This window comes from Kordia sp. (genome assembly GCF_050633145.1).
Classification (GTDB): Bacteria; Bacteroidota; Bacteroidia; order Flavobacteriales; family Flavobacteriaceae; genus Kordia.
Map to the genome: position 1 here is coordinate 162,981 of NZ_JBOEFY010000027.1, position 13,960 is coordinate 176,940.

15 protein-coding genes are annotated in these 13,960 nt (G+C 31.3%); 8 read left to right on the forward strand and 7 right to left on the reverse strand.

Going from position 1 to position 13,960, the window contains the following annotated elements:
* Positions 1 to 141: 141 nt before the first annotated feature.
* Positions 142 to 690, forward strand: a complete 549-nt coding sequence (locus ACRBBL_RS14980) for a hypothetical protein (protein ID WP_431369880.1) — start codon at positions 142 to 144, stop codon at positions 688 to 690.
* A 99-nt stretch (positions 691 to 789) separates the two neighbouring features.
* Here ACRBBL_RS14980 and ACRBBL_RS14985 read toward each other — a convergent pair whose 3' ends face one another.
* The 3 genes from ACRBBL_RS14985 to ACRBBL_RS14995 all read right to left on the reverse strand — a co-directional run bounded on the left by ACRBBL_RS14985 (position 790) and on the right by ACRBBL_RS14995 (position 3,452).
* Positions 790 to 2,334 (reverse strand): glycine--tRNA ligase, encoded by a 1,545-nt coding sequence (locus ACRBBL_RS14985; RefSeq protein ID WP_431369881.1) that lies wholly within the window; start codon positions 2,332 to 2,334, stop codon positions 790 to 792.
* A gap of 36 nt (positions 2,335 to 2,370) precedes the next feature.
* Entirely contained in the window at positions 2,371 to 2,925 is a 555-nt protein-coding gene (locus ACRBBL_RS14990) for a class I SAM-dependent methyltransferase (protein ID WP_431369882.1), read from the reverse strand.
* Positions 2,926 to 3,053: 128 nt separating this feature from the next.
* Positions 3,054 to 3,452 (reverse strand): hypothetical protein, encoded by a 399-nt coding sequence (locus tag ACRBBL_RS14995; RefSeq protein WP_431369883.1) that lies wholly within the window; start codon positions 3,450 to 3,452, stop codon positions 3,054 to 3,056.
* A gap of 52 nt (positions 3,453 to 3,504) precedes the next feature.
* On the opposite strand from ACRBBL_RS14995, the gene ACRBBL_RS15000 reads away from it, so the two are divergent.
* Both ACRBBL_RS15000 and ACRBBL_RS15005 read left to right on the forward strand, forming a co-directional pair.
* Positions 3,505 to 4,194, forward strand: a complete 690-nt coding sequence (locus tag ACRBBL_RS15000) for a ComF family protein (protein WP_431369884.1) — start codon at positions 3,505 to 3,507, stop codon at positions 4,192 to 4,194.
* Between the two features lie 61 nt (positions 4,195 to 4,255).
* A complete protein-coding gene (locus ACRBBL_RS15005) occupies positions 4,256 to 5,872 on the forward strand; it encodes an Ig-like domain-containing protein (RefSeq protein ID WP_431369885.1) in 1,617 nt (538 codons plus the stop codon).
* Between the two features lie 313 nt (positions 5,873 to 6,185).
* Here ACRBBL_RS15005 and ACRBBL_RS15010 read toward each other — a convergent pair whose 3' ends face one another.
* From ACRBBL_RS15010 to ACRBBL_RS15025, 4 genes are all read right to left on the reverse strand, one after another.
* Positions 6,186 to 7,265 (reverse strand): AAA family ATPase, encoded by a 1,080-nt coding sequence (locus tag ACRBBL_RS15010; protein WP_431369886.1) that lies wholly within the window; start codon positions 7,263 to 7,265, stop codon positions 6,186 to 6,188.
* A 62-nt stretch (positions 7,266 to 7,327) separates the two neighbouring features.
* Positions 7,328 to 8,113, reverse strand: a complete 786-nt coding sequence (locus ACRBBL_RS15015; protein ID WP_431369887.1) for an amidohydrolase — start codon at positions 8,111 to 8,113, stop codon at positions 7,328 to 7,330.
* A gap of 83 nt (positions 8,114 to 8,196) precedes the next feature.
* Complete coding sequence (locus ACRBBL_RS15020) at positions 8,197 to 8,901, reverse strand: LytR/AlgR family response regulator transcription factor (RefSeq protein ID WP_431369888.1); 705 nt, start codon at positions 8,899 to 8,901, stop codon at positions 8,197 to 8,199.
* A 10-nt stretch (positions 8,902 to 8,911) separates the two neighbouring features.
* A complete protein-coding gene (locus ACRBBL_RS15025; RefSeq protein ID WP_431369889.1) occupies positions 8,912 to 9,889 on the reverse strand; it encodes a sensor histidine kinase in 978 nt (325 codons plus the stop codon).
* A 222-nt stretch (positions 9,890 to 10,111) separates the two neighbouring features.
* Here ACRBBL_RS15025 and ACRBBL_RS15030 point away from each other — a divergent pair, with 222 nt between their 5' ends.
* The 5 genes from ACRBBL_RS15030 to ACRBBL_RS15050 all read left to right on the forward strand — a co-directional run bounded on the left by ACRBBL_RS15030 (position 10,112) and on the right by ACRBBL_RS15050 (position 13,781).
* Positions 10,112 to 11,005, forward strand: a complete 894-nt coding sequence (locus ACRBBL_RS15030) for a thioredoxin family protein (RefSeq protein ID WP_431369890.1) — start codon at positions 10,112 to 10,114, stop codon at positions 11,003 to 11,005.
* Positions 11,006 to 11,225: 220 nt separating this feature from the next.
* On the forward strand, positions 11,226 to 12,929 hold the full coding sequence (locus ACRBBL_RS15035) for a helix-turn-helix domain-containing protein (protein ID WP_431369891.1): 1,704 nt from the start codon (positions 11,226 to 11,228) through the stop codon (positions 12,927 to 12,929).
* A gap of 89 nt (positions 12,930 to 13,018) precedes the next feature.
* Positions 13,019 to 13,189 carry a hypothetical protein gene (locus ACRBBL_RS15040; RefSeq protein ID WP_431369892.1) on the forward strand — a complete coding sequence of 57 codons (171 nt, stop codon included), beginning with the start codon at positions 13,019 to 13,021 and terminating at the stop codon, positions 13,187 to 13,189.
* A gap of 170 nt (positions 13,190 to 13,359) precedes the next feature.
* Positions 13,360 to 13,557: a hypothetical protein gene (locus tag ACRBBL_RS15045; protein WP_431369893.1), complete on the forward strand. Its 198-nt coding sequence runs from the start codon at positions 13,360 to 13,362 to the stop codon at positions 13,555 to 13,557.
* 32 nt (positions 13,558 to 13,589) lie between these two features.
* The gene (locus ACRBBL_RS15050) at positions 13,590 to 13,781 is read left to right on the forward strand and encodes a hypothetical protein (RefSeq protein WP_431369894.1); all 192 of its coding nucleotides are present in this window, start codon (positions 13,590 to 13,592) and stop codon (positions 13,779 to 13,781) included.
* Positions 13,782 to 13,960: the final 179 nt, after the last annotated feature.

The following is a 13,960-nucleotide window of genomic DNA, read 5'->3' on the forward strand; positions in this document are numbered from 1 at the left end:
TCATGACTTTACTGTATGTTTTCTAAATTAATTTATTTAAAATTATTCTAAATAATACGCAACCTTTTCATGAAAGTAGAATCTATTAATGGTATAATTCTTGTTATTAAGCAACAAACAATAACAAAAAAATCGTTAATTATGAAAAACAACTTTACTACAAAATTACTCGTATTACTCCTTTTTATAGGTTTTCAATCGTATGCACAAGATACAATGTCTGATGACCAATTTGGTGTTGGTGATCGCCAAAACGAAATCCGTTTAGATGTATTTGATGCAGCATTTTTCTCGGCTTTAGATGTAAGTTATGAACGTGTAAATGACACTTCTATCGGCTATGGAGCTTCACTTTTTGTAAACCTTAGAGATACCGATGAAAATGCGGCGTATTATGAAAAAATTGCGTTTACACCATTTTTTAGATTCTACTTTTTTAATGAAGAAGATTATGGAGCTAAAGGTCTTTTTGCAGAAGTATTCTCAAAATTTGCTTCAGGAGATAATCCTGATAACTTAGACGAGGAATATTTTGATGCTGCCTTAGGTTTAGCTATTGGTAAAAAATGGGTAAACAAAAGAGGATTTATGTTAGAGATTTCACTTGGTGGTGGACGAAATATCGGATTGGACGATAATTCTCCAGATTTTACTTTTAGAGGTGGAATTTCATTAGGATATAGATTTTAAATACTGAAATTTTAATATTTCGGCACACTAAAAATTATATGAAAAAGAAAAAAGCGACTTAAAAAAGTCGCTTTTTTGTATTGTATTTTTTAGATGAATTTACATTTTCATTAACCAAGCGCGCATATCAACTTCCTTGCTAATAATTCCGCGAACATCTTCTATTTTTACACGTTGTTGTTCCATGGTATCTCTATGACGAATGGTAACCATATTGTCTTCTACAGTATCATGATCAACTGTGATACAAAATGGTGTTCCTGCCGCATCTTGTCTTCTATAACGTTTCCCTACAGTATCCTTTTCTTCATAAATAACATTGAAGTCCCATTTTAGATCTTCCATAATTTCTTTCGCAATTTTAGGAAGGCGTTCATCACTTTTCACTAATGGAAATATGGCAGCTTTCGTTGGCGCTAATACAGCTGGCAAACGTAATACTACACGTGTTGATCCATCTGGCAAGGTTTCTTCTACCAACGAGTTTGAGAAAATTGCCAAAAACATACGATCCAAACCAATAGAAGTTTCTACCACATACGGCACATAACTTTCTTTAGTTTCATTATCGTAATACTGTAATTTTTTACCTGAATATTCTTCGTGCGCTTTTAAATCGAAATCTGTGCGCGAATGAATTCCTTCTAGTTCTTTAAAACCAAATGGGAAATTAAATTCTATATCTGCAGCAGCATCGGCATAATGCGCTAATTTATCGTGATCGTGAAAACGGTAATTCTCCTCGCCCATTCCTAACGACAAATGCCACTTCATACGATTCTTTTTCCATTGCTCGTACCATTCTTTTTGAGTTCCTGGTTTTACAAAGAATTGCATTTCCATTTGTTCAAACTCACGTTGTCTAAAGATAAACTGACGTGCTACGATTTCGTTACGGAATGCTTTTCCTGTTTGCGCAATTCCGAATGGAATTTTCATACGCCCCGTTTTTTGTACGTTGAGGAAATTCACAAAAATACCTTGTGCCGTTTCTGGTCGTAAATATACTTTGGTTGAACTATCTGCGGAAGCACCTAATTGTGTACCAAACATCAGGTTAAATTGCTTTACTTCTGTCCAATTCTTTGAACCTGAAACTGGATCAGCAATTCCTAAATCCTCAATAAGTTGCTTGAAACCTTCTAAATCATTTTCTTCCTGTACACGTGCCAATTCGTTACTTATTTCATCAATTTGTTTTTGTCGACGTAATACATTTTGATTTGTAGAGCGAAATTCTTCTTCATTAAACGCATCACCAAAACGCTTTTTAGCTTTTGTGATGTCTTTAGTTATTTTTTGAACAATTTTTTCTCTGTGATCTTCTACAAGTACATCAGCGCGGTAACGCTTTTTTGAATCTTTATTATCAATAAGAGGATCATTAAACGCATCTACATGGCCAGAAGCTTTCCAAGTTGTTGGATGCATTAAGATTGCAGCATCAATTCCTACAATATTTTCATGCATTTGCACCATTGCTTTCCACCAATAGTCGCGTATATTTTTCTTTAACTCTGCTCCATTTTGAGCATAATCGTATACTGCACTTAACCCATCATAAATTTCACTTGATTGAAATATATAACCGTATTCTTTTGCGTGCGATACTACTTTTTTAAATTGGTCGTCTTGTTTTGCCATGTCGCAAATATAAAACGTTTGTATATGAGCTACAAGCTATTTTTTAGCGATGTATACAAAAGCTGGCGGAATGTTGAAAAGTTCGAAGGATAACTTCACTTTATCGTTAAAAACTTTTTTGAGTTTTTTGTAGTACGTAAGACTGTATTGGAATTGAACAAACAAGCCATTATCTATCATGGCATCGTAAGCATTTTTTAAAATTCGATCACTAATATCGCTTGGAATGTTTGTAAAAGGCAAGCTTGAAACCACACAATCGGTTTTTTCGAAACCGTGTTTTTGTAAAATTGGTGTCACTTCTTCAGCAGATACTTTTTCAATAATTAACTGTGAGTGTTGTATTTTTTCTAATGATTCGAAAAATTTGTCATTAACCTCAAAAGTAATTAATGTAGTATGCGGTTGTATTTTCTTTAAAATCTCTTTGGTAAAGATTCCGTTTCCCGGTCCAAATTCTACAATGACTTTTACCGTATCGAAGTCGATATTTTTTAACATTCTTCTACATAAGAAACGGGAACTAGGGAAAATGGTTCCAGCTGTTTTAATATCGCGTATGGCTTCTCTAAAAAATTTTAACTTATCCAATCGAGGAAGTTTTTATTACTTAGTGTTCGTTTTTTTGAATGTATCGCGAAGTAAAGAAAATATTCAGAAAATATCGTCTTTTTTGTGTGAATCTTTTCCTTTTAAGGAGTGAATATTGAAATGTAAGTCTAATAACTAGGGTTCATTGTCCCTATAGATATGCCGTTATAAAGTTTTCGTTGCAAGCTAAGATTGCTTTTTCGAAGCTCAAGCATTTTTCTTCTGTATTCTAAAATAGACTCATAGTCTAGCACTGTATGTTCTAAATTATCGAGTAATTTTTCTGCTTTTTGCTTTTCCTTATTTACTTCTTTAGCATGTGATTTATAGTCTTTAGCTAAATGCGCATAATTTTTTATGATTTCTTTTAATTCTTCTTGTACCAACGACTTCTCGTTATCTAAGTATTTATCCTTCTTTTTGTTGTCTTTGTAATTGAATACAGAAATGCAAACCATAGATACTGTCATTGCCGAAAGTGCAATAAGTAATATTTTTTGAATTGTATCTTTTGTGGCTCCACTCATAAAAAAGTAGTACTTTTAAAGTATATATGTTAAAGAATTTAACGTTTTTAGTGTGGCAAATATATTAAATAATATTCTTTCTTCCTTTTTTCCTGCAATTTGCTTGGCTTGTTCTGATAAATTAATGCATCAAGAACAACACATTTGCACGAAATGCTTACACAACTTACCTTTTACTGAATTTCATAAACATCACGAAAACCCTGTATTACATACATTTTACGGACGTGTTTCTGTTGCAAATGCAACCGCACTACTCCACTACAAAAAGAATGGATTAGTACAACAGTTGGTACATCAATTAAAATATAAAGGAAGACAGGAAGTTGGTGCTTTTTTAGGAAATATGCTAGGTAAAAGCTTACAGGGCGAACTTTCTTACCAAGACATTGACTACATTATTCCTGTTCCATTACACAAAAAGAGATTGCAAAAACGTGGATATAATCAAGTGACAACTTTTGGCAAACAATTGGCAATTCATCTTGAAGCGGTTTATATAGAGGACATTCTTATCAAAATAAATAACATAAAAACGCAAGCTTTTAAAAAACGTGCTGCACGTTGGCTAACTGCACAACATTCTTTTGAAATAACGGATACAGAGAAACTAGCAGGAAAACATATACTATTAATAGACGATATTATTACTACAGGTGCTACTTTAGAAGCCTGTGCATTGGCGCTTCAAAAAATACCAAATATTAAAATTAGCGTAGCAACTATGTCAATAGCAAGTTAAAACGTTCGTAAGTACCAAAAATAATTAGTTTATTTGTAGCGCATATATTTTATATCAGTTAATGAAACAACGTTTTATATATTTCTCTTTAGTGGCTTTGACCTTTTTGACATTGTTCAATTGTGCCAAACGTGGTTATCCTACAGGTGGCGATCCTGACAAAACACCGCCAAAAATGGTAAAGTCGCAACCAGAAGAGTTTAGCACTAATTTTGACGAGAAACGAATTCGAATTTATTTTGATGAGTATATTAAAGTCAAAAATATTCAGAAGCAATTAATTATTTCTCCGCCAATTAAAGAAGGCGGTTATATTGTATATCCGCAAGGTAGCGCCAGTAAATATATTGATATTCAAATTATTGATACACTACAAGAAAATACAACGTACTCGTTTAATTTTGGACAAAGTATTGTAGATAATAACGAGGAAAACCCTTATGATTATTTTAAGTATGTGTTTTCTACAGGTTCCTATATTGATTCATTAGAAGTTACCGGAACAATCAAAGATGCATTAAACAGAAAGCCTGAAAAATTTGTTTCTGTGATGTTGTATGAAATTGATTCTATGTACAATGACTCAACGGTATATAAAAAGACACCAACATATATTACAAATACATTGGATAGCTTAACTGAGTTTAAACTATCTAATTTACGTGCAGGAAAGTATAAGATGATTGCTCTTAAAGATAAAGCCAACAATTATCTTTTTAATCCATTAACAGATAAAATTGGATATGTAGAACAAGAAGTTACCATTCCAACTGATTCTTTTTATACGATTACTTTGTTTAAAGAAATTCCAGCGTTTAAAGCGACACGTCCTGCACAGATTTCTAAAAACATGATTGCTTTTGGACATGAAGGTCCTGTAGATGATATGAAAATTACTATAAACTCAGATGTTCCTGAGAATTTTAGGTATAAAACTACACGTCATCCCGAAAAAGATACTTTGCGTTATTGGTTTGAAAATTTAAAACCAGATACAGATTCGTTGTTATTTACCGTTTCTAAAGGTGAGTACAGTAAAGATTTTACAGTAAAATTGAAGGAGTTGGAAAAAGATTCCATGAACCTTTCTGTAAATTATCGAGGAAGTATTCCGCCAAACGGCGATTTTAAAATAGCTTCTAACACGCCTATTACAGCAATTGATGAGAACACAATTTCGATTCAGAATAAAGATTCAATTCCTATAAAATTTACTACTAAACTCAACGAGAAAAATAATAGTTTGGATTTATTTTTTGAGAAAAAGGAAAATCAGCGTTATAACATTCAGATGCTACCAAAAGCAATTACCGATTTTTATGGTGAAGTGAATGATACATTAAAGTATACATTGATTACGAAAGAAAATAAAGATTACGGAAATATTCAATTGGCATATACTAAATCTGAATATCCTGTTATTGTTCAAGTTGTAAATGAAAAGTTAGAAGTTATTGCTGAAGAGTACCTAACAGAGCCAAAACCTTTTTGCAACTTTCCATACATCGATCCGCAATTTGTGTATTTCCGCGTGATTTATGATACGAATAAAAACGGAAAATGGGACACTGGAAATTATCTAAAAAAGAAACAACCAGAAGTCATAAAATATTATCCGAAAAAAGTGGAAGTCAGAGCCAATTGGGATGTTATTGAGGATCTTAAGAATTTAAAGTAGTTTAGATCGCTTTGCTCTTAGACTTGTTCCTGCGTAGGCAGGAATCTATTAGATCGCTTCGCTGTTAGATTATTAGACTACTTTTCTTTTAGAGTTTTCAGATGAAACTTCATTGACGTGAATTCAACTTAAAAAACGTTATTTTACTCTTAATTTACTAAAAACTATATGCTTTTAGTTCGAGCATTATCGTAGATACTGAGTGTAGCTAACAACATTAAAGTTTCAATTGAATCTCTACTGCGCTCGATTTGACATTTAATACATGATATTAAACATAAAACGTATAGGAAATAGTTAAATCAAACTCTCATTAATTAAACCCAATTTTTCTTGTTTCGGTGTGTTTGAATTTTTTGTTTTCGTAGTTAAAGATATCTGCCAATATCATAGCTGTATTACTTGCTTCATGATCTAGTGTGCTAAGAAGTTGATTGGATTTTTCTTTCGACAAGGCTTTAAATTCATAATAGGCAATCATTCTACCTTTTCTTAGAAGTGCTGTGTCAATTTTACTAATACTTGTATTGAACGTACAAATTATTTTTATGTTTAAATAGTCACTGAATAGCCCGTCTGTTAATTGTAGAATGGTAGAAACAACTGAGCTTTCATTCTTTTGTTCTCTACTAGTCAATACTTTTTCCGCATCTTCAATAATTAAAATTGAATTTTGATTTTTCAGTAAAAACGATATAAAATCAGGATGCAGTAATTCATTGACAAATTCGTTCTGAATAAAAATAAAATTCTTTTTATGATGCTTACTAATCAGGCTTTTTATGTACGATGTTTTCCCTGTTCCAGGAATTCCGTGCAATAAAATAAGTCCCGCTTTTTCTATAGCCAACGATGCTTCAATGGTATCATTCACTTGACTAAAATCATTGTTATACATGCTTTGTATATCGCACTCAAAATCTTCAGTGCGCACATCTTCTGTAAAAAAGCTGTGATTATCTCTTGATAATACTTTAAATACAGGCGTTCTGTCTAATCCGAATTTAGTTCTTAACGTATGATTCATAGCAATTACCCATTTCTCAAGTTCCGAATCTGAACTGTCATAATAAAACTCAATATTCAGTTCATCGTGTTCTAATGTTATCCATATAAGCAAATTTTTCGCAGTGCTTTTTAGGAGATATTGATACGGGAAATCTATTGAAAAATCAGCATTTTTAGTATCTTCAGTATTCCAATTTTTAAAAACAACTTCTATATTGTTTAACTGCAAATTTATTGCATCAACAATAGCTTCCATATGTTCTTTTGTTTCTTCAAGCGGCGTTTTTAGGCTGAGAATTGAAGCAATTTTATCAAAACAAATAATATAATACGTGTTTTTATCAAAATCGCTATACGAATCAAATGCATCAATTAATTCTGCCATGAGTATCTTTTAATTTAAATTTTTAATTTTCGCTTTTGAATATAGAATTGCTTATAAATAGTTTACGAATGTAATGTAAATGCATCTTTATCATCTAAAAACTTCAACTTATTTCGATAGGTTGCAATATGTTCTTTGGTAAGCGTTACAATCTCAATTTCTTCTTTGCCTGAAGTAATATTGGTAAGTTGTTCACCCAATACATCATACGCTGCCGAATGTCCGCAATACTCAAGCGAATTTGCATCGAGTCCTACTCTATTCACTCCAATACAATAGCTCATATTTTCAATGGCACGAGCTTTTAATAAAGCATCCCAAGCACTGACACGTGGTTTTGGCCAATTGGCAACATATAACAATACGTCATAGTCTTCTACATTACGCGCCCAAACAGGAAAACGCAAATCGTAACATATAAGCGGGCAAATTTTCCAGCCTTTGTACTCAATGCTGTTTTTTGAAGTTCCTGCTTTGTATACTTTGTGTTCGCCAGCAAGTGTAAACGTATGTTTTTTGTCGTAAGTTTCTATTTTTCCAGAAGGCAATACAAATACTGAACGATTGTAATGGTTTCCGTTTTCGGAAATTACCAAACTTCCTGTAATTGCTGCATTTTTTGATGTTGCAAGTTCTTTTAACCAAGTAATCGTTTCTCCATCCATTGTTTCCGCTACATTTTGCGGATTCATTGTGAAGCCCGATGTAAACATTTCAGGCAATACAATAATATCAACTACATCCGTAATTGTATTTATCTTTTCTGCCAATTGCGTTCTGTTTTGTGCAGGATTTTCCCAAATTAAATTGGTTTGTACAAGTGCAACTTTCAGTTCTTGACTTTCCATGAGTTTTGTAGGTATTTTTGGTAAATTAAATACGTTTCATCAATCATTTTTATATTGAAAAAACAGTATTGTAAAGTTACCACTTATTTTCCATGAATGTCCAATACTTCAAAAAGTTTTGCTTTGAAAGTTCTTCCTATTGGAATGCGTTTGTCATGAATATAAACTTCATTTCCTGAAATTTTATCTACATGATCTTTGTTGATGACAAACGATTTGTGAATTTGAATGAATTGATGTTCCGGCAGTTTTTCTTTCCATGTACGCAATGCGCCAATAAAAGATAACTTTTGCTGTTTGCTTACCAAAGTGAGGTAATTTCGTTCTGATTCGACATAAAAAATTTCTTGAAACTGAATTTTATAAAACGTTTTATCTACATTTAAAAATAGTGTTTCCAAAGCTGGTTTTTCTATTGCTGTTTCAATAATTTTTGTTTGAATTCGCTGTGTTTTTTGAATGGCTTTTAGAAAACGTTCCAACGAAAAAGGCTTTACCAAATAATCAATAATAGTTTCAAATTCAAAACTTTCTACAGCATAATCAGGATATGCAGTTGTCATGATAATTGTTGGCGGATTTTTAAGCGTTCGCAAAAAACTCAATCCAGAAATGTCTGGTAAGTTGATATCTAGAAAAATTAAATCAATAGCCTCTGCATTGATTGTATCATAAGCTTTTAAAGCTGCATTGAACGTTCCGACCAACTCCAAATATGATACTTTTGCAATGTAACTTTTTAAAATACGCTGCGCAGGAATTTCATCTTCTATTATGATACATTTCATCAGTTTGTTATTATTTTTTATCTGTCAATTCTAATTTTAAGCTTACACGATATATATTTTCTGTAGAAACTTCCAAGTCGTATTTGTCTTTATAAATTAATTCCAAACGTTTTTTTAAGTTTTGCAATCCAATTTGATCGTTTGTGGCCATTTTTGTTGCATCAAACTTGTTTGTACACACACATTCTAGCACATCATTAGCTACTGCAATTTGTATGTCAATATTAGTGTCAATCGTACTATGTTTAAAAGCATTTTCAATAATTGTAATAAGCAATAAAGGTGCTATTTTATAATTACCATGAAAGATCTGTTTATCGTATGAAATCGTTTTGATGCCTTCCGTTCTAATTTCCTGAAATTTAATATAATTATCTATAAAATTGAGTTCTTTTTCTAGCGGAACAAACGTCGCATTGCTTTCATACAAAACGTGTTTTAGATTGTTAGACAGCATTAAAATCAATTCAGGAACTTGCGCAGGCTTTTCTAACGAATACGAATAAATTGTATTTAAATTGTTGAACAACACATGCGGATTTATCTGAGATTTTAAAAACTTCAACTCCATTTCCGTATGTTTTTGCTGAATTGCTTCTACCTCATCTTTCTTTTCTAAATAACGAAATAACATCCAAATAAAAGAGAAAAAGATAATTGGCACAATGGTTTGCCATACATAATCTGACAAGCATTTTGCAATACTACAACCACATTCTGCAAAAACATAACAATACAATTGTGTTGCAAAAAAACTAATCAATGCAATGATGAGAATGTATATTGTATACCACTTTTTCATCTCAAAAAAAGGCAATAACACAAAGTCATTTACGTATACAATAATGACTAGAATGGATAAGTATTGTAGAAACGGATTTTCTGTCCAATAATAATCTGAAAAGTAAAATAAAGAGACAAAAATGAACAATGCCCAAAACAGAATGTGAATCAGTATTTTAGAAATTTTGTAGTTGAAAAAGTTCATTTTCTTTTTTTATAAACGTTCAAAGTACTAAGAAACGTAAAAATCGTCAAATATATACGGATAAAATACACCCTTTACTGTACAAACTTCTATTTAGCACAAAAGAAATACATCTTTTTAAAAATTGCTTTTTGTGAATTTATTTATGCATTTTGTACATTTTATTGGTTTTCTTTTTTGGTTTGATTGAGTTTTGAAACATCATTTAAAATCAACCAAAAAATGAACAAATTTATTCCTTTTATATTGGCGCTTTTTGTGTGTCAAATTTCGCTTTCGCAAGAAGTCAATCAATTGACAAAAGATACTCGTGGACGTGATTTATTATTGAGTGAAATCACTAAAGATGGTTTTACTTCAAATTCTTTCAATTCATGGTTTTCTCCGAATTATGAAGCCTACGAACCTGATGCTGAAATCATTAAAAAACTCAAAAGAAAACTTAAAAAATATTCCATTACTATTTTTATGGGAACTTGGTGCGGCGACAGTAAACGTGAAGTTCCAAAGTTTATGAAACTCTTAGATGCTGCCAATTTTCCTGAAGAAAAGTTACGTATTGTTGGTTTAGACAATAAACGTTCAGCATACAAACAAGGACCAAACGGTGAGGAAAAAGGCTTGAATATTCATCGTGTACCCACTTTTATTGTGTATAACAAAAAGGGAAAAGAAGTTGGACGCATTGTAGAACATGCGGTAGAAAGTTTGGAAGCAGATTTACTTCGAATTTGCAGAAAAAAATCATACGAACACAACTATCAAGTCGTTACAGAATTACATGAATTATTTGAGAAAAAAGGAATTGAGTATGTTTCTGAAAATCAAGAGAAAGTACTTAAAAAACTGCAACCATATTCTAAAAGTTTAAAAGAACTGAATACCTATGGTTATGTATTGCTTCGTGCGGAAGCGACTTCAAAAGCCATTAGCGTTTTTACCATTAATACGAAATTGTTTCCAGAAAATAAAAACGGGTATGATAGCTTAGCAGAAGCCTATTTTGTAGCTGAAGATTATGAGACAGCAATTAAGTTTTACAACAAAGTATTGGAAATCGATGCAAACGACAAAAATGCAAAAACTATGTTGGAGAAAATGCAAAAATCATTATAAATACCTAAACGTAAAGTTTGTTTTGAAAAGCAATGCGTCTCCATGTGAGATTATGCATTGCTTTTCTGTTTTAAAAAAAGATGTAGTATTACATTCTTGACTTAATTATTAGTAATTTTAGCGTAATTGTTGTTTTTGAAAATTTATCCAAAAACACCTACCATGATTTTCAAACACTTTGATATTAGTTGAATACGCCTAGACTATACAAATACGTTTTATGAAATTTTTGCTTCCTAGATTTTTAGCATGCCTGCTGCTTTTTGCAGTTCGCATTGATGTACAAGCACAAGAACTTCCCAAAGATGCTTCTTTAGCAGAAATGCATGAATTTATAGTAGAACAAAAATTTTCTGATCCAGAAGCCGCACATACAAATGCAAAACTTCTTTTACAGAGAAGTGAAGCTAAAAAAAATGCTGATTATATATTCAAAGCCTATCGTGAATTAGGTAGAATTGCAAATATAGAAGGTGATTATAACAAAAGTATTGAATATAGTAAACTTGCTGGGGAAATTGCTGACTCTCTAAAAAATGACGATTACCTCTGCGCTACACATTTATTAAAAGGAACTTCTCTTGTATATTTAGGCAATGATAATGAAGCTTTAAAATGCTATTTAAAGGCATTAGAACACGCAAAAAAAAGCAAGAATATTAAGTATCAAATTATGGCGCGTGGAAATCTCGCTAAAGTAAAACGTAATATTCATTTTGATGAAGAGGCTTTAGCCATGTTTAAAGAGAATTTAAGACTGTGTAAAAAAAATAAACTCGATAAAGAACTCATAGGCATAAATACTTATTTAGGTCTTACGGGAACTTTTTTAACCTTATCACAACCTGATTCTACTTTAGTATATGCGAAAATAGGGCTTACACATGCTACAAATAATAATGATATAGAAGGACAAAGCTATTTCTTTATGGATATGGGCATTGCACATTTTATAAAAGGTGAATTTAACAAAGCTATTTCCTATTTAAAGCAAGCAGAAGAAATTACTTTAGGATTGAATAATAAGAAAAGACTAGTTGAGATGTACTATTACATTGGCAAATCTTATGCTGAAATGAAAGTATACGACAAAGCTGTTCAGTTCTTAGAACTCACCAAGGAAACGATTACGGCAGAGAATAGTAAAAATGATATCTCTATAAAATTCAATCCACATATTTTGCTAAAAACATACGAAATCCTAGCAGATGTGTATAAAAAGCAAGGAAACATAGAAGCTTCCAACACTAGTTTTGAGCAATACAAAGCCTTAGATAAAGTTAAAGACAGTAATCGCACTACTGTGTATGAAAGTTTACTAAAAAATGTAAATAAAGAAAATGAAGAGCTAATCTCGTCCGAGTCTCGACTCAAAGAAACCCTTAAGATAACATTTTGGATTGTAGGTGTCATTCTAATTTTTTGCTTCTTTTTTATATGGAAGTTTGTGAGTATGCGCAAAAAGAATAAGATTATTTTTGAGCAATTGATGCAAAAAATAGAAGCTGAAAGTCATCAAAAAAAGAAGACAGATCTTGTTATTCAAGATAAAAAAATACAAGAAATTTTAATTCGCTTAGATAAGCTTGAAACTTCCTTATATTTTTTAAATAGCAGTTGTTCTTTACAAAATGTAGCCAAGAAAATAAAAACCAACACTAGTTATTTATCAAAAATTATTGGGACACATAAAGGGAAAAAATTTACTGAATATATCAACGAACTTCGTATTCAATATGTATTAAAACGATTAAAAGAAGATTCTAAATTCAGAAAATATTCAATCAAAAATATTGCAGAAGAAATAGGCTATAAAAGCACAAACTCATTCACCAAACATTTTAAAACACATACAAAATTGTATCCTTCTTTTTACATTCAAACCTTAAATGAAAAAGAAAAAAATAGTAGCGCAAATTTATAAATTTGCGTAGTTCACAATATAGATCATGCTAGTTTAAGCGTAATTATGTTTATTTTTCATTACGAATCAATAACTTTAAATAATTCATTATGAAGAAAAAAAAGGTAAGTACCATCCATTTACGAAAGCGTTTAATTGCAAATATGGAAACAAATTATTTGGAAGCTTTAAAAGGAGGAACAAGAAGTAACGATTTTAACTCTGTTGACTATACTATTTGTCCAGGTCAGATGCACTGTGTTCATAATCTCACTATCTAAAAAAATAAACCTATAACATTCTCTAAAACTAAAGCAAAACCAGAAGAATATCTTCTGGTTTTTTTATGCGCAAAATCGTAAAATATTTATGTATCTACGCAAATACTACCGTTTCTGAGTTTAATTCTTGTCTATATTGAGATCAGTAACAAATCACAAAACTTATATTTATGAAGAAAAAGAATTTAAACAAAGAATTCACTTTTGAGAAGCTTGTTTTTAAGAAAGAAGTTATTTCTGCAATTACTCCGAAAAGCACAACTAAAGTAAGAGGAGGAAATATGTGCCATGACACAAATTGTACAATGGATCCATGTCCAACATTCTTGACAACTCGAATTTACAGTGGTGGTAGTATGCCAGCTTAATTTAATAATTACTAACATTCGATTCAAAAATTATGAAAAAACAACTTAGAAAATTATCCTTAAATAAAAAACAAGTAAGCCATTTAACAGCAGCTACTTTAAAAGGAGGAACAAACTGGCCACCAAGAGAAACACCTACAGATAGCTGCTTCTTTAATTGTGGAGAAACTGGAGGACAAACTGGTTCATGGTGCCTTACTGGAAATCAAACCAACTGTCAATAAAATACAGTTTACATATACTTAAATGGTAATTTTGAAAGCTTATTTGTCTTAAATGTAAGTTTTTCTTTTCCTAATTTCAGTATCTATAATTAACTCAAAATATAGAATCATGAAAAAACAACTTAGAAAATTATCTTTAAATAAAAAACAAGTAAGTCATTTAACAGCAGCTACTTTAA

Bases quoted from the DNA above. Each gene is read 5' to 3' on its own strand.
- ACRBBL_RS15010 (WP_431369886.1), bottom strand. From the start codon at position 7,265: ATGGCAGAATTAATTGATGCATTTGATTCGTATAGCGATTTTGATAAA.
- ACRBBL_RS15040 (WP_431369892.1), top strand. From the start codon at position 13,019: ATGAAGAAAAAAAAGGTAAGTACCATCCATTTACGAAAGCGTTTAATT.
- ACRBBL_RS14980 (WP_431369880.1), top strand. From the start codon at position 142: ATGAAAAACAACTTTACTACAAAATTACTCGTATTACTCCTTTTTATA.
- ACRBBL_RS14995 (WP_431369883.1), bottom strand. From the start codon at position 3,452: ATGAGTGGAGCCACAAAAGATACAATTCAAAAAATATTACTTATTGCA.
- ACRBBL_RS14985 (WP_431369881.1), bottom strand. From the start codon at position 2,334: ATGGCAAAACAAGACGACCAATTTAAAAAAGTAGTATCGCACGCAAAA.
- ACRBBL_RS15050 (WP_431369894.1), top strand. From the start codon at position 13,590: ATGAAAAAACAACTTAGAAAATTATCCTTAAATAAAAAACAAGTAAGC.
- ACRBBL_RS15020 (WP_431369888.1), bottom strand. From the start codon at position 8,901: ATGAAATGTATCATAATAGAAGATGAAATTCCTGCGCAGCGTATTTTA.
- ACRBBL_RS15025 (WP_431369889.1), bottom strand. From the start codon at position 9,889: ATGAACTTTTTCAACTACAAAATTTCTAAAATACTGATTCACATTCTG.
- ACRBBL_RS15030 (WP_431369890.1), top strand. From the start codon at position 10,112: ATGAACAAATTTATTCCTTTTATATTGGCGCTTTTTGTGTGTCAAATT.
- ACRBBL_RS15035 (WP_431369891.1), top strand. From the start codon at position 11,226: ATGAAATTTTTGCTTCCTAGATTTTTAGCATGCCTGCTGCTTTTTGCA.
- ACRBBL_RS15005 (WP_431369885.1), top strand. From the start codon at position 4,256: ATGAAACAACGTTTTATATATTTCTCTTTAGTGGCTTTGACCTTTTTG.
- ACRBBL_RS15015 (WP_431369887.1), bottom strand. From the start codon at position 8,113: ATGGAAAGTCAAGAACTGAAAGTTGCACTTGTACAAACCAATTTAATT.
- ACRBBL_RS15045 (WP_431369893.1), top strand. From the start codon at position 13,360: ATGAAGAAAAAGAATTTAAACAAAGAATTCACTTTTGAGAAGCTTGTT.